The following is a 14,906-nucleotide window of genomic DNA, read 5'->3' on the forward strand; positions in this document are numbered from 1 at the left end:
CGGTAGCCGGCGTGATCGTGGCTGGCGAGACATTTAGGGCGTTCTGGCGCGAGCGGCACCTGTGCACGCTGACCACGCTGCGCCCGGACGGCTCGCCACACGTCACCCCGGTCGGCGTCACGCTCGACCCGGACGCCGGCGTGGCCCGCGTCATCACCTCGCGCGACTCCCGCAAGGCGCGCCACGCCGCCGCCACCGGGCGGGTCGCGATCTGCCAGGTCGACGGCCGCACCTGGTCCACTCTGGAGGGTCACGCGGTGGTGCGCGACGACCCGGCCGCCGTCCGCGACGCCGAGCGCCGGTACGCCGAGCGCTACCGCACGCCGCGCGCCAACCCGCGGCGCGTCGTCATCGAGATCACCGTCACCCGGGTGCTCGGCAATGCCTGACGTGACCGTGGTCGGCATCGGCGCCGACGGCTGGGCCGGCCTGTCCGCCACCGCCCAGGACGCCGTACGCGCCGCCGAGGTGCTGCTCGGCAGCCGGCGCCAGCTCGACCTGGTCCCGGACGAGGCCAAGGGCGAGCGGGTGCCGTGGCCATCCCCGCTGCTGCCCGCCCTGCCCGGCCTCCTCGAACGGCACCGCGACGCCCGCACGTGCGTGCTGGCCAGCGGCGACCCTATGTTCTACGGCATCGGCTCCACGGTGGTGCGGATCCTCGGACCCGACCGGGTCACGGTGCTCCCGCAGGCGGCGTCGACGTCGCTGGCCTGCGCCCGGCTCGGCTGGGCCGCCGAGGAGGTCGAGGTGGTCAGCCTGGTCGGCCGCCCGGTCGAACTGCTGCACACCGCCGTCCACCCCGGCCGCCGCCTGCTCGTGCTCTCCGCCGGTGCCGCCTCCCCCGCGGCCATCGCCGCGCTGCTCACCTCCAAGGGGTACGGCGAGAGCGCGCTGACCGTGCTGGCACAGCTCGGCGGTCCCGGCGAACGGATCGTGCGGGGCACCGCCCAGGACTCGTGGGACGCGGCCGACCCGCTCAACCTGGTGGCCGTCCAGTGCCGGGGCACCGCCGTGCTGCCGACCGTGCCCGGCCTGCCCGACGCGGCGTACGACCACGACGGGCAGCTCACCAAGCGGGAGATCCGGGCGATCACGCTGGCCCGCCTGGCGCCCGTGCCCGGCCAACTCCTGTGGGACGTCGGGGCCGGCGCCGGCAGCATCGCGATCGAGTGGATGCGCGCGCACCGGGCGTGCCGGGCGATCGCGGTCGAGTCCGACGGTGCACGGGCCGCACGCATCTGCGCCAATGCCCAGTCGCTGGGCGTACCCGGACTTGTCGTGGTGGAAGGCCGGGCGCCGGCGGCGCTTTCCGGCCTCGCGGCGCCGGACGCCGTGTTCGTCGGCGGCGGGGTGACCGCGCCCGGGATGGTGGAGCAGTGCTGGGCGGCGCTGCGCCCCGGCGGGCGGCTGGTGGTCAACGCGGTGACGCTGGAGTCCGAGCGCGTCGTGACCGACTGGTACGGCCGGGTGGGCGGCGACCTGACCCGCATCGCCATCAACCGGGCGGCGCCGGTGGGGGGCTTCACCGGCTGGCGGCCGGCGCTGCCGGTAACACAGTGGACGGTGCACAAGTGACTGTCCACTTCATCGGCGCGGGACCGGGTGCGGCCGACCTGATCACCGTGCGGGGCGGGACCTGATCGCGGCCAGCCCGGTCTGCCTGTACGCCGGCAGCCTCGTCCCGTTGGAGTTGCTGGCGCACTGCCCGACCGGTGCGCGCACAGTGGACACCGCCCGGCTGACCCTGGACGAGATCGTCGCCGAGATGGTGTCCGCCCACGCCGGTGGGCTCGACGTGGCGCGGCTGCACTCGGGCGACCCGTCGGTGTTCAGCGCGATGGCCGAGCAGATGCGCCGCCTCGACGCGGCCGGCGTGCCGTACGACGTGACCCCGGGCGTGCCCGCCTTCGCGGCGGCGGCCGCGTCGCTGGGCCGCGAACTGACTGTGCCCACAGTCGGGCAGACCGTGATCCTGACCCGCGTATCAGGACAGGCCACCCCGATGCCGCCCGGCGAGGACCTGGCCACCCTCGGCGCCAGCCGCGCCACGATCGTGCTGCACCTGGCCGTCCAGCGCATCGACGACGTGGTGGCCGCGCTGGTCCCGCACTACGGGGCGGACTGCCCGGCCGCCGTGGTCGCGTACGCCAGCCGCCCCGACGAGCTCATCCTCCGCGGCCCGCTGTCCACCATCGCGGCCCAGGTCCACGCGGCCGCCGTGAAACGCACCGCCGTCATCGTCGTAGGCCAGGTGCTGACCGCCCTGAACTTCCCCGACAGCCACCTCTACTCCCCCACCCGCCCCGCTAGCCCCCGCCTCGCGAGTTGATCAGGGAATAGCTCTGGCGTGTTGCGGAGTGGCGCGGGAGCAGGTCCCTGATCACGGGGATCTTGACCTGCGGTACCTGACGGAAGGTGGCAGGTATGGGCGGCAGGCTGGGGGCATGACAGCGATTGCCAACCTCGTCATGGTCAACATCGACGGGCCGGACCCGGCCGCGCTCGCCCGCTTCTACCACCAGGTGCTCGGGTGGGAGGTGACCCACAGCGAGCACGAGTACGCGATGATCAGCGACGGGACCACCTCGATCGGCTTCGGGCGGGTCGAGGACTACCAGCCGCCGGCGTGGCCCAACCCGGGTGGCACCAAGCAGTTCCACCTCGACGTGGGCGTGGAGGATCTGGACAAGGCCGAGGAGCTCTACCTGGCCGCGGGCGCGACGAAGCCCGAGTTCCAGCCCGGTGGCGAGCGCTGGCGGGTGCTGATCGACCCGGCCGGCCACCCGTTCTGCATCTGTCCCCGCGGCTGACGTCCGCCCAAGATCGCGTTGATCAGGGATCCGCTCTCCCGGCGCACCGCAACACGCCCGAGCTACTCCCTGATCAACGTGGGCGCCAACGTGGCGAGGGGTTGTGGGGGCCCGGCACACTGTGGCGGTGATGAGACGGGTGGTCGTCGCGCTCAGTGTTGGCGTCGTCGCGGCGTGTGGCACCGAGCCGGAGGTGCGGTTCGTGACCGGGTCGCCGCCGGCCACCCCGGTCGAGGCCGTGACGGTCGCCCCGGCGTCGTTCGAGGGGTGGTCGGACCCGGCCAAGGTGGGCCAGCCGTACGGCGAGACGGTCGACGGGCTGCTCACCTTCCGCGGCAACCCGACGCGGACGTACTACGGCACCGGGCCGGTGCCGCGCACCAAGCCGGCCCAGCGGTGGCAGTTCCCGCGTACGGGCGGGCTGTGCGCGAAGTCGACCGACTCAAAGGGCGAGCGGGTCTGGTGCGGATCGGGCTGGACCGGTCAGCCGGCCGTCTTCGAGCGCCAGGGCCGCACCTGGGTGGTCTTCGGCGCGTACGACCGGGCGGTGCACTTCCTCGACGCGAAGACCGGCGAGCGGATCCTGCCGGACTTTCCCACCGGCGACATCATCAAGGGTTCGGTCACTGTGGACCCCGACGGCTTTCCGCTGGTCTACACCGGCTCACGGGACAACTACTACCGGATCCTCGCGATCGACCGCGGCAAGCCCACCGAGCTGTGGCGGCTGTCGGCCACCGCTGTCTCCCCCACGATGTGGAACAACGACTGGGACGGCTCCGCGCTCGTCATCGACGACTACCTCTTCGAGGGCGGGGAGAACAGCCAGTTCCACGTCGTCAAGCTCAACCGCGGGTACGGGCCGGACGGCAAGGTGCGGGTGAAGCCGAAGGTGGTCTTCCACGCACCGGGCTGGGACGCCCAACTGCTCAAGGACGTCGGCGACCAGAACGTGTCCATCGAGGGCTCGGTCGCGGTGTCCGGCAACGTGGTGTACTTCGCGAACTCCGGCGGCCTGGTCCAGGGCTGGGACATCAGCGGGCTCAAGCAGGGCCGTACGCCGAAGCGGGTGTTTCGCTTCTGGACCGGCGACGACACGGACGCCACCATCGTCGCCGACGAGAAGGGCGCGCTCTACATCGGCGCGCAGTACGAGCGGGGCACCGCCCGGTCCCGGCAGGTCGGCCAGATGATGAAGCTGGACCCGAGCCGCCCCAAGGATCCGCTGGTGTGGAAGGTGGACGACCACGCCACCAAGCCCGCCGGGATCTGGGGCACGCCGGCCCTCTACAAGGACGTCGTCATCTACGACACGACCGGCGGCGACGTGGTCGGCGTCGACCGGGACAGCGGCGCGGTGCGCTGGCGCTTCCACCTGCCGCCCACGACCTGGCAGTCGCCGGTCGTGGTCGACGACGTGCTGCTCATCGGGGACTGCAAGGGCGACATGCACGCGTACGACGTACGGGACACGAAGGCCCAGCCGAAGCCACTGTGGACGGTCCACATCGGCGGCTGTGTCGAGTCGACGCCCGCGGTGTGGAAGGGCACGCTGTACTTCGGCACCCGGGCCGGCGCGTTCCACGCGATCGGGGCGGCCTAGATGCGGCTACTGATCCTCGGCGGCACCGGCGAGGCCCGCGCCCTGGCCCTCGCCTGCGCGGGCTGGCACGTGGTGACCTCGCTCGCCGGCCGGGTACGCGATCCGCGCCTGCCCGCCGGACAGGTGCGGATCGGCGGTTTCGGCGGTCCGGAAGGGCTGGCCACCTGGCTGGCGGAGCAGCGGATCGACGCCGTCGTGGACGCCACGCACCCGTTCGCGAGCCGGATCAGCGCCTCCGCTCGGGCGGCCACCGCCCAGACCGGCGTGCCGCTGCTGGCGCTGCACCGGCCGGGCTGGACCGCGGAGCCGGGCGACGACTGGCGCCGGGTGCCGACCGTGGCTCAGGCCGCGGCCGCGCTGCCCGGACTGGGCAAGCGGGTGATGCTGACCACCGGACGGCAGAGCCTGGCCGTGTTCGCCCCGCTGGACCTGTGGTTTCTCATCCGCACCGTGGACCCGCCGGAGCCGCCGCTGCCGGCCCGGCACCTGCTGCTGCTGGACCGGGGACCGTACACGGTGGACGGCGAGGCGGCGCTCATGCGGGAGCAGGCGATCGACGTACTGGTCACGAAGGACAGCGGCGGCGAGATGACCGCGGCGAAGCTGGTGGCGGCCCGCCAGCTCGGCCTGCCCGTCGTGATGGTCGACCGGCCGGCCCCGGCCGCGGTCGTGCCAGCGGTGTCCACCGTGGACGAAGCGGTCGCGTGGCTCAGGGATAACGCCGTGGTGTGAACACCGCGCTCCCGGCCACGCGCGTGGTCGACGAGCCGACGATCAGCAGGCAGCGCATGTCGATCCCGGCCGGGTCGAGGTCGGCCAGGCGCACCACCCGTACGTCCTCCGCGGGCCCACCGACGTCCCGGCCGACCACCACCGGCGTGTCCGGCGCCCGGTGCTCCAGCAGCAGATCCCGGGCCTTCTCCACCTGCCACGTACGGCTGCGCGACGCCGGGTTGTAGATGGCGATGACCAGGTCGGCGCGGGCCGCGGCGGTGAGCCGCTCGACGATGACGTCCCACGGCTTGAGCCGGTCCGACAGCGACAGCACGCAGTAGTCGTGCCCGAGCGGCGCCCCGGCCCGGCTGGCCACGGCCTGGGCGGCGGTGAGGCCGGGCACGATCCGCACCGGCACGCCCGCGAAGCGCGGCTCCGCGGCCACCTCGAGGACCGCGCTGGCCATCGCGAACACGCCCGGGTCCCCGGACGACACGACCGCGACCCGCGCACCGGAGGCGGCCAGGTCCAGCGCGTACGCGGCGCGCGCCGCCTCCTCCCGGTTGTCCGACGGGTGCCGGCGTTGGCGCGGGTTCGGCGGCACCCGGTCCAGGTACGGGCCGTACCCGACCAGGTCGTCGGCGGCGGCGAGGGCGGACTGCGCCTCGGGTGTCGTCCACTCCCGACCGGCCGGGCCGAGGCCGACGACGATCACCTCACCGGTGGCGGTGGCGGGTGCCGGCCGCGCGACGACCGGTGCCGCGGCCACCCGGCTGGGCAGCATGGCGAGGGAGAAGTACGGCACGGTCGCGGGGTCCACATCGGACAGCGGAACGGCGCGCTCCCGGTCGGTGGTGGCGCGCTCGACGTACCACGCCTCGTCCAGGCGGCCGGCCTCGGCGAGCGCGTCCCGCACGGCGCCGAACGTGCGGCCCAGCTTGAGGATCGCGGCCGAGTCGGTGCCGGCGAGCCGCCGGGCCAACTCGTCCGGCGCCAGCGTGCCGGGCAGCACGGTCAGCACCTCGTCGCGCTCGACGAGCGGGCGGCCCAGCGTGGCAGCCGCCGCGCTGACCGAGGTGACGCCGGGTACGACCTCGGTGGGGTACCGGTGCGCCAACCGCTTGTGCATGTGCATGTAGGACCCGTAGAAGAACGGGTCGCCCTCGCACAGCACCACCACGTCGCGGCCGGCCTCCAGGTGGGCGGCCAGGCGCCCGGCGCAGTCGGCGTAGAAGTCCTCGATGGCGCCCCGGTAGCCGCCCGGGTGCGCGGTCGTCTCGGTGGTCACCGGGTAGACCAGCGCCTCCTCGATCTGCCCGGCCCGCAGGTACGGCTCGGCCACCGAACGCGCGATGCTGCGGCCGTGCCGGGCGCTGTGGTAGGCGACCACGTCGGCCCGTTCGACGAGCCGGGCGGCCTTGACGGTCACCAGCTCCGGGTCGCCCGGTCCGAGCCCCACGCCCCACAGACGCCCCGTGCCCATCACTCCTCCTCGCTCGCGATGGCGTTGATCGCCGCCGCGGTCATCGCGCTGCCGCCCCGCCGGCCGTGCACCACCAGGTGTTCCAGCCCGCTGCCCGCCAGCGCCTGCTTCGACTCGGCCGCCCCGATGAACCCGACCGGGATGCCGAGCACCGCGGCCGGGCGGCCGGCGCCCTCGCCGACCAGCTCCAGGAGCCGGAACAGCGCGGTGGGCGCGTTGCCGACCGCGACGACCGCGCCGTCGAGGCGGTCCCGCCACAGCTCCAGCGCGGCGGCGCTGCGCGTGGTGCCGAGCCGGGCGGCCAGGTCGGGCACCCGCGGATCGCGGAGCGTGCAGACCACCTCGTTGTCCGCGGGCAGCCGGCGGCGGGTCACCCCGGCGGCCACCATCGCGGCGTCGCACAGGATCGGGGCGCCGCCGCGCAGCGCCGCCTCGGCGGCCGCGACGACCCCCGCCGACCAGGCCAGGTCCGCGACCAGGTCGACCATCCCGCAGGCGTGGATCATGCGTACGGCCACCCGGGCCACGCCGTCCGGCAGCCCGGCGAGGTCCGCCTCGGCCCGGATCGTCGCGAACGACCGGCGGTAGATCTCCGCACCGTCCTTGATGTACGCCGTCATGGCTGCGTCTCCATGTACCCGTCCTCGGTCGCCAGCATCCGCACGTGGTCGGCCGCCGGGCTGCCGCAGGCGCGCGGGCAGCCCACCCAGTGCACCGGCAGCGGGGGCGACGACTGTCCACTGTGGTGGGCGATCGCGTCGGCGCGTACGTCGGTCGCGGACTTGGCGCAGCCGGTGGAGCCCGCGCAGGCGGTCACGCCGACCCACGACGAGCCGGGATCCGTTGCCAGGCCGGCGTTTTCCAGCGCGGGCAGGAGCCCGAGGTCGGGCAGGTCGACCGCGACCACGCTCCGCCACGGCGTGACGACCACGCCCGGCGCCGCACACAGGACCTTGATCTGGGCGCGGTCGAGCCGGCCCAGCGGCGCGGTCGCGGCGATCGCCAACCGGCAGTCAGCCTGCGGGATGACGCCGATCGGGCCGTGCGCCACCGGTCGCGCGGGCGGCGCCGCCGCCGGCCCGGAGCCCAGGCGGGCCGCCACGAGCGCCGCGCCATCGTCTATTTCGGACAGCCGCCAGTGGTCGCCGCGCAGCGCCAGGAACGCGTGCGCCGCCGCCAGCAACACCGGCACCGCCTCGTCCGGGGCCACCCGCAGGCCGCTGTCCTGGCCGGCGAGCAGCACCGTCCGGCCGCGCAGTCCCACATCGGCGCCCAGCCCGGCCACGTCGCCGCGCCCGTCGTCGAGCGCGAACAGGAAGCGGCCGGGCAGCTGCGCCAGCGCCGGATCGGCGCACAGGGCCCGGTCGAGCGCCGCCACGAGCGACCGGACATCCAGCACGCCCCGCCCGTCGCGCCCGCTCAACGGCGAGGCGACGATGTTCCGTACCCGCTCATGGGTGACCGACGGCAGCAGGCCGGCCGCCGACAGCCGCGCGGCGAGCGCCGTCTCCGCGCCGGCCGCGAGGCCGCGGACCTGGAGGTTGGCCCGGGACGTGAGCTCCAGCCCGCCGTCGCCCAGTTCGGCCGTCGCGTCCGCGAGCGCCCGCCACTGGGCGGCGGTCAGCGCGCCGCCGGGCACGCGGACCCGCGCCAGCCCGCCGTCGACGGCGCGGTGCACGTCGATCGCGCCGGGGCAGGCGTCGGGGTGGGACCGCCGGGGTGACCTGGGCACGGGCCGGATACTACGGGCAGCTACGCTGGGGTCCGCAACCCGCGGCGACAAGCGGAGGAAGCCGGTGCGAGTCCGGCGCGGTCCCGCCACTGTCACTGAGCAACGACTCAGGAGCCAGACACTCCCGTCGCCGCGTCCGACCAGCCGGGACGCGGATCCCGGGGAGGAGCCCGGCGTGATCCTGCTGCTGTCGACGTCCGACACCGACCTGCTCAGCGCGCGGGCGAGCGGCGCCGCCTACCGCCTGGCCAACCCGGCCCGCACCACCGTCGACGACCTGCCCGCCCTGGTGGACGGCGCCGACCTGGTGGTGGTCCGGATCCTCGGCGGCCACCGGGCCTGGCAGGACGGGCTCGACGCATTGCTCGCCGGTGCGCGGCCGGTCGTCGTACTCGGCGGGGAGCAGGCGCCCGACGCGGAGCTGATGCGGCTCTCGACCGTGCCCAGCGGGGTGTGCGCGGAGGCGCACGCCTACCTCGCCCACGGCGGGCCGGGAAACCTGGCCGAGCTGCACCGCTTCCTGTCCGACACGGTGCTGCTGACCGGGCACGGGTTCGCGCCGCCGGCGCCCACGCCGACCTGGGGCGCCGGGGACCTGCCGGACGGCGACGGGCCGGTGGTCGCGGTGCTCTACTACCGGGCGCACCATGTGGCGGGAAACACCGCGTTCGTGTCGGCGCTGTGCGCGGCCGTCGCCGCGGCGGGCGGGCGGCCGCTGCCGGTCTACTGCGCCTCGCTGCGGACGCCGGACCCGGCGCTGCTGGCGACGCTGCGGCACGCCGACGCGCTCGTCGTGACCGTGCTCGCGGCCGGCGGCACGCGGCCCGCCGAAGCCAGCGCGGGCGGCGACGACGAGGCGTGGGACGTGGGCGCGCTGGCCGCCCTCGACGTGCCCATCCTGCAAGGGCTGTGCCTGACCACGAGCCGGCAGGCGTGGGCCACCGGCGACGATGGACTGTCCCCACTGGACGCGGCGAGCCAGGTGGCGATCCCCGAGTTCGACGGCCGGATCATCACGGTCCCGTTCTCCTTCAAGGAGGTCGACGCCGACGGGCTCACCGTGTACGTCGCCGACCCCGAGCGGGCCGCACGGGTGGCCGGGATCGCCGTCGCGCACGCCCGGCTGCGGCACGTCGCCGCGCCGGACAAGCGGGTGGCCGTCATGCTGTCCGCGTACCCGACGAAGCACTCCCGGATCGGCAACGCGGTCGGGCTGGACACGCCCGCGAGCACGGTACGGCTGCTGGCCGCCCTGCGTTCGCGTGGCTACGCCGTGGGTTCGGAGTTGCCGGCGGACGGCGACGCCCTGATGCACAGGCTCATCGCGGCCGGCGGGCAGGACCCGGACTGGCTCACCGACGAGCAGCTCGCCGGCAACCCGGTGCGCATCCCGGCCCGCGACTACCTGGCGTACGACCGGACGCTGCCGGCGCGGCTGCGGGAACAGATCGAGCGGCACTGGGGCCCGCCCCCGGCGAGCTGTACGTCGACGCCAACGGCGACATCGTGCTGGCCGCGCTGCGCGCCGAAAACGTGGTCGTGATGGTGCAGCCGCCCCGCGGCTTCGGCGCCAACCCGATCGCCATCTACCACGACCCCGACCTGCCGCCGAGCCACCACTACCTGGCCGCGTACCGGTGGGTGGCGGACTCCTTCGGCGCGCACGCCGTCGTCCACATCGGAAAGCACGGCAACCTGGAATGGTTGCCCGGCAAGACGGTCGGCATGTCCGCGGCGTGCGGGCCGGACGCGGCGCTGGGTGACCTACCGCTGATCTACCCGTTCCTGGTCAACGACCCCGGCGAGGGCACGCAGGCCAAGCGCCGGGCGCACGCCACGCTCGTGGACCACCTGGTGCCGCCGATGGCGCGGGCCGAGTCCTATGGCGACATCGCCCGCCTGGAGCAGCTCCTCGACGAGCACGCCACCATCGCCGCGCTCGACCCGGCGAAGCTGCCCGCGATCCGGGCGCAGCTCTGGACGCTGATCCAGGCCGCGCGCCTCGACCACGACCTGGGGGTGGACGACCGGCCGCACGACGCCGAGTTCGACGACTTCCTGCTGCACGTGGACGGCTGGCTGTGCGAGGTCAAGGACGCGCAGATCCGCGACGGGCTACACGTGCTCGGCGCCGCGCCGACCGGCGAGGCCCGGGTCAACCTCGTGCTGGCGATGCTGCGCGCCCGACAGATGTGGGGCGGGCAGATCTCGCTGCCCGGCCTGCGCGAGGCGCTCGGGCTGACCTCGTCCCAGCGGTCCGATGTGGACCGCGTGGAGGCGCGGGCGCGCGAGCTGGTCGAGGACATGGAGGCGCACGGCTGGTCGCCCGACCGCGCCGGCGACGGCCCGGTCGGTGACGTCCTCCGCTTCGCCGCCACCGAGATCGTGCCCCGGCTGGCGCGTACGACGGACGAGCTGACGAACGTGCTGCACGCCCTCGACGGCGGCTACGTACCGGCCGGGCCGAGCGGGTCCCCCTGCGCGGCCTGGTCAACGTGCTGCCCACCGGGCGAAACTTCTACTCCGTCGACCCCAAGGCCATCCCGAGCCGGCTGGCCTGGGAGACCGGGCAGGCGATGGCCGACTCGCTGCTGGCCCGCTACCGCGCGGACACCGGCGACTGGCCCCGCTCGGTCGGGCTGTCCGTGTGGGGCACCAGCGCGATGCGTACCGCCGGTGACGACGTGGCGGAGGTGTTCGCGCTGCTCGGCGTCCGTCCACAGTGGGACGACGCGTCCCGCCGGGTGACCGGCCTCGCGCCGGTCCCGCTCGACGAGCTGGGCCGGCCCCGGATCGACGTGACGGTACGGATCAGCGGGTTCTTCCGCGACGCGTTCCCCCATGTGGTGGCGATGCTCGACGACGCGGTCCGGCTGGTGGCCGCACTCGACGAGCCGGCCGCCGACAACTACGTCCGGGCGCACGTGCTGGCGGACGTGCGGGAGCACGGCGACGAGCGGCGGGCCACGACGCGCGTCTTCGGCTCCAAGCCCGGCGCGTACGGGGCCGGCATCCTGCCGCTGATCGACAGCCGGAACTGGCGCGACGACGCCGACCTCGCCGAGGTGTACGCGGCCTGGGGCGGCTTCGCGTACGGCCGCGGGCTCGACGGCGTGCCCGCGCGCGCCGACATGGAGACCGCGTACCGGCGCATCGCCGTGGCGGCCAAGAACGTCGACACCCGCGAGCACGACATCGCCGACTCCGACGACTACTTCCAGTACCACGGCGGGATGATCGCCACGGTGCGGGCGCTGACCGGTGCCGCGCCGGCCGCGTACATCGGCGACAGCACGCAGCCCGAGGCGGTGCGCACCCGGGCGCTGAGTGAGGAGACAGCGCGCGTCTTCCGCGCCCGGGTCGTCAACCCGCGCTGGCTGGAGGCCATGCGCCGGCACGGCTACAAGGGCGCGTTCGAGCTCGCCGCCACCGTGGACTACCTGTTCGGGTACGACGCGACGGCCGGCGTCGTGGCCGACTGGATGTACGACAAGCTCGGCGAGGCGTACGTGCTGGACGCGGAGAACCGGGCGTTCCTGGAGCGGTCCAACCCGTGGGCGCTGCACGCCATCGCCGAGCGCCTCCTGGAGGCGGCCGACCGCAAGATGTGGCAGTACCCGGATCCGGCCGTGCTCGACGGCATCCGGGAGGCGTACCTGCGCACCGAGGGCGACCTCGAGGACCGATAGTCGGGCGGGCGCCACAACCGAATCGGGTCCCGGCCCACTCATAGTGGGCTGGGAGGTCAGGTTGCGCGACGAACGGGATTACATCGAGTACGTGCAGGCCCGCACGCCGGTGCTGCGGCGCCTCGCGCACCGGCTGTGCGGAGAGTGGTCGGCGGCCGACGATCTGCTCCAGGACTGCCTCGTCAAGCTGTACCGGCATTGGCGCAGGGCGGCCGCGGCGGACTCGACCGACGCCTACGTGCGGGCGATGCTGCTCCACGCCTACCTGGCCGAGCGGGAACGCTTCTGGGCGCGCCGGGTCCGCCCCACGGCCGAGGTGGCGGGGCCCGCGAGCACCCCGCTGGCCGGCGCCGAGCACCGCGTCGACCTGCTGACCGCGCTCGCCAAGCTGTCCCGCGGCCAGCGCGCGGTGCTGGTCCTGCGCTACTGGGAGGACCTCGACGTCGCGCAGACCGCGGCGGCGCTGGGCTGCTCGCCGGGGACCGTCAAGAGCCAGACCTCGCTCGCCATCGCGGCACTGCGCCGCCTGCTGCCGAACTACGTGCCGGGAGGGTCGCAGACGCCATGAGAGACCTGTTCGCCACGCTGCCGGACGCGCCCGCCCCGCCGCTGCCGGCCGGTTACCTGGACACCGTGCTCACCCGGGGCCGCCGCTCGGTCCGCCGCGGGCGGATCGGCGCCGCCGCGGTGTGGGCGGCCGTCGTGTTCTGCCTCGCCGTCGTGGTCGTACCCGTCGTGCAGCGTCCCGCCCAGCCGGGCGCCCCGCGGAAAAGCCCGGCCTGCCGGACCGCCTCGCCGGGTACTCGCTGCTCACCAGCACCGTCAGCAAGGCCCCGCCGGGCCGCGCGATCGCCCTCTACGGCTACGGCAACGGCGAGCTGTTCAACATGTTCCAGCCACTGGTCGTCGGCGCGGACCGGGACACGTACCGGCGGGTCGACGCCGCCGACGAGCGCGACCGCCCGACGGCGCTGCTCGCACCGGACGGCACCCGCGTGCTGCTCGGCGAGGACCGCCGCGCCACCCGGGACCTGCTCCTCGTGGACCTGACCAACGGCCGGCGCCGGTCCATCCCGATCGGCGACCCGGTCGGCGTGCGGCTGCTGGCCTGGTCGCCGGACGGCCGCTACGTGGCGTACGCCGCCGCGCCGCTCGGCCCCTCCGACGGCTCCGTCAACTTCGTCGACTCCACGGTGGCCCGCACCGGCACCCTGCGACTGCTCGACGTGTCGACCGGGCGGAGCACCGAGGTGCCGACCGCCACACCCGCGTGGACCGCGGCGTTCGCCCCGGACAGCGGCCGGCTCGCCGTACAGGTCGGCCAGGAGGCCCACCTGATCGACCTCGACGGCCGCGGGTCCGGCACCGTCCCCATCCCCGGCGGGCGCGAACTGGCCGCCGGCGCCGGCTGGTCGCCGGACGGCCGGTTCCTCGCCACCGTGCCCTGGGCCGCGGACGGGCCGTCCGGCGGCAACACCAACCACAGCGTGTTCCTGTCGCTCACCGTCGATGTCCAGTTCCTCGCCATCACCGGTACGCCCGTGCCGGAACCGGTCCAGGACGTCGTACAACTGCTCGGCTGGCGCTCGGCGGACAGCATGGTCGTCGCGACCACGAACGACGCGGGTCAGCTGTCGCTGACCGAGGTGGCGTTGGGTGCCGGCACCCGCCGGACGCTGTCCCGCTTCGACACGGGCAGCACCTGCGAACTGGGCACCCAGAACTGCCAGGTGTTCGACCTGCAACTGGCCACCGGGCTGCTGCCCGACCTGACCGTCCGGGAGGCCGGCCGCCCGCGGCGCGGGCCCTGGCCGGCCACCCTGACGATCCCCGTCGCCGCCACCGTCGTCGGCGCCGCCCTGCTGCTCTGGCGCCGGATGCGCCGCCCGCTCGCACCGGGAGACCGCATCCGCCGATACCAGTCGATCCATGATGATCTTGCCCACGTTCAGGTTGTTCCCGGCAAGGTCGAGGTCTACGGGCGCCGTACGACGGCTTGGGTGCGCCAGGGGTGTGGATCGCGGCGGGTGAGGCCGCGGGAGCAACGGTCTGTACCACGGCGGACGTCGCGGTAGCCCTGAATTTTTGGATCTAGACGAGTTAGGGTTCGGAGCTGACCCTTTCTCGTCTAGATCCAGGACCCTGGGAATAGACGTCTAGGACATGGGGTCGGGCAGGGGCGGCCAGCCCAGGTCCGGCCCCACGCCGTCGAAGTACGGCTCGGCGGCTTCCAGCACGGCCCGCGACATCTGCTCGCACTGCGCGGAGGTCAGGGGCACGCCAAACCGGTGGGCGTGCTCCGCAACCTTGACCGCACCTACGGAGATGGCTACGTCGTTCATCGCGTTGTCCTCCCTCGTTGGCCTCTGTCGCAATATCGCCAACGAGGGTTTGTTGGTACAAGGACACCAAGAGGTTCAGTCGGAGGACCAGGGAAAGTTGATCCAGCTGTTGGTGCGTTTCCAGACATATTCGCAGCGCACCCGGGTGTGCGGCTTCTCGTACAGGACGGCGCAGCGCACCTCCGCGACGTGGTCCGCGCAGAAGTCGTGCACCAGCTTCAGCGTCGCCCCGGTGTCCGCCACGTCGTCCGCGATCAGCACCCGCGCGCCGGCCAGGTCGACGACCTGCGGCACCGGCGGCAGCATCACCGGCATGTCGAGGCGCTCGTCCACGCCGGTGTAGAACTCGACGTTCATGACGTGCAGGTTCTTGACCTCCAGCGCGTAGCCGAGCGCGCCAGCGAGGAAGAGCCCGCCCGGGCGATGGCCAGGATCAGGTCCGGCTGGAACCCGTCCGCGGACACCTGGCCCGCCAACTCCCGGCTGGCCGAGCCGAACGTCGCCCAGTCGAGTACCTCACGATCTTCGGTCAC

General features: G+C 74.0%; 14 protein-coding genes, 1 pseudogene and 1 riboswitch. Of the genes and pseudogenes, 9 read left to right on the forward strand and 6 right to left on the reverse strand.

Going from position 1 to position 14,906, the window contains the following annotated elements; genetic code table 11:
• The first annotated feature begins 11 nt into the window (after positions 1–11).
• The 6 genes from Prum_RS08375 (at position 12) to Prum_RS08400 (ending at position 5,145) form a co-directional block, all read left to right on the forward strand.
• Positions 12–389: a pyridoxamine 5'-phosphate oxidase family protein gene (locus Prum_RS08375; RefSeq protein WP_173075378.1), complete on the forward strand. Its 378-nt coding sequence runs from the start codon at positions 12–14 to the stop codon at positions 387–389.
• Positions 382–1,575, forward strand: coding sequence for a precorrin-6y C5,15-methyltransferase (decarboxylating) subunit CbiE (cbiE, locus tag Prum_RS08380; protein ID WP_173075380.1), 1,194 nt, complete (start codon positions 382–384; stop codon positions 1,573–1,575). Before Prum_RS08375 ends, cbiE begins: the two co-directional genes overlap by 8 nt.
• 64 nt (positions 1,576–1,639) lie before the next feature.
• The gene (locus tag Prum_RS08385) at positions 1,640–2,329 is read left to right on the forward strand and encodes a cobalt-precorrin-4/precorrin-4 C(11)-methyltransferase (protein ID WP_246278541.1); all 690 of its coding nucleotides are present in this window, start codon (positions 1,640–1,642) and stop codon (positions 2,327–2,329) included.
• A gap of 115 nt (positions 2,330–2,444) precedes the next feature.
• A complete protein-coding gene (locus Prum_RS08390) occupies positions 2,445–2,810 on the forward strand; it encodes a VOC family protein (protein WP_173075382.1) in 366 nt (121 codons plus the stop codon).
• Positions 2,811–2,940: 130 nt separating this feature from the next.
• Entirely contained in the window at positions 2,941–4,413 is a 1,473-nt protein-coding gene (locus tag Prum_RS08395; protein WP_173075383.1) for an outer membrane protein assembly factor BamB family protein, read from the forward strand.
• Entirely contained in the window at positions 4,414–5,145 is a 732-nt protein-coding gene (locus tag Prum_RS08400) for a cobalt-precorrin-6A reductase (RefSeq protein ID WP_173075385.1), read from the forward strand.
• Here Prum_RS08400 and Prum_RS08405 read toward each other — a convergent pair.
• From Prum_RS08405 to cobG, 3 genes are read right to left on the reverse strand one after another with little or no spacing between them, the layout of a single operon-like run.
• Positions 5,123–6,610, reverse strand: coding sequence for a precorrin-2 C(20)-methyltransferase (locus Prum_RS08405; RefSeq protein ID WP_173075387.1), 1,488 nt, complete (start codon positions 6,608–6,610; stop codon positions 5,123–5,125). The two genes, Prum_RS08400 and Prum_RS08405, sit on opposite strands and share 23 nt — an antisense overlap.
• A complete protein-coding gene (locus tag Prum_RS08410) occupies positions 6,610–7,230 on the reverse strand; it encodes a precorrin-8X methylmutase (protein WP_173075389.1) in 621 nt (206 codons plus the stop codon). Before Prum_RS08410 ends, Prum_RS08405 begins: the two co-directional genes overlap by 1 nt.
• Entirely contained in the window at positions 7,227–8,342 is a 1,116-nt protein-coding gene (gene cobG, locus Prum_RS08415; protein ID WP_173075391.1) for a precorrin-3B synthase, read from the reverse strand. The genes Prum_RS08410 and cobG overlap by 4 nt, the downstream gene beginning before the upstream one ends.
• A gap of 54 nt (positions 8,343–8,396) precedes the next feature.
• Positions 8,397–8,466: riboswitch (cobalamin riboswitch) on the forward strand.
• Between the two features lie 51 nt (positions 8,467–8,517).
• Between cobG and Prum_RS08420 the strand changes: the two are divergent.
• From Prum_RS08420 to Prum_RS08430, 3 genes and pseudogenes are all read left to right on the forward strand, one after another.
• Positions 8,518–12,031, forward strand: a pseudogene (locus tag Prum_RS08420) (cobaltochelatase subunit CobN).
• A 61-nt stretch (positions 12,032–12,092) separates the two neighbouring features.
• The gene (locus Prum_RS08425) at positions 12,093–12,599 is read left to right on the forward strand and encodes a SigE family RNA polymerase sigma factor (RefSeq protein WP_173075393.1); all 507 of its coding nucleotides are present in this window, start codon (positions 12,093–12,095) and stop codon (positions 12,597–12,599) included.
• 121 nt (positions 12,600–12,720) lie between these two features.
• On the forward strand, positions 12,721–14,106 hold the full coding sequence (locus Prum_RS08430) for a WD40 repeat domain-containing protein (protein WP_173075395.1): 1,386 nt from the start codon (positions 12,721–12,723) through the stop codon (positions 14,104–14,106).
• 81 nt (positions 14,107–14,187) lie between these two features.
• Here the strand turns inward: Prum_RS08430 and Prum_RS08435 are convergent, their stop codons facing one another.
• The 3 genes from Prum_RS08435 to Prum_RS51170 all read right to left on the reverse strand — a co-directional run bounded on the left by Prum_RS08435 (position 14,188) and on the right by Prum_RS51170 (position 14,906).
• Positions 14,188–14,373, reverse strand: coding sequence for a hypothetical protein (locus Prum_RS08435; RefSeq protein ID WP_173075397.1), 186 nt, complete (start codon positions 14,371–14,373; stop codon positions 14,188–14,190).
• A 75-nt stretch (positions 14,374–14,448) separates the two neighbouring features.
• The gene (locus Prum_RS08440; RefSeq protein WP_246277744.1) at positions 14,449–14,730 is read right to left on the reverse strand and encodes a phosphoribosyltransferase; all 282 of its coding nucleotides are present in this window, start codon (positions 14,728–14,730) and stop codon (positions 14,449–14,451) included.
• Complete coding sequence (locus Prum_RS51170; protein ID WP_246277745.1) at positions 14,727–14,906, reverse strand: hypothetical protein; 180 nt, start codon at positions 14,904–14,906, stop codon at positions 14,727–14,729. The genes Prum_RS08440 and Prum_RS51170 overlap by 4 nt, the downstream gene beginning before the upstream one ends.

This window comes from Phytohabitans rumicis, from assembly GCF_011764445.1.
Taxonomy (GTDB): Bacteria; Actinomycetota; Actinomycetes; order Mycobacteriales; family Micromonosporaceae; genus Phytohabitans; species Phytohabitans rumicis.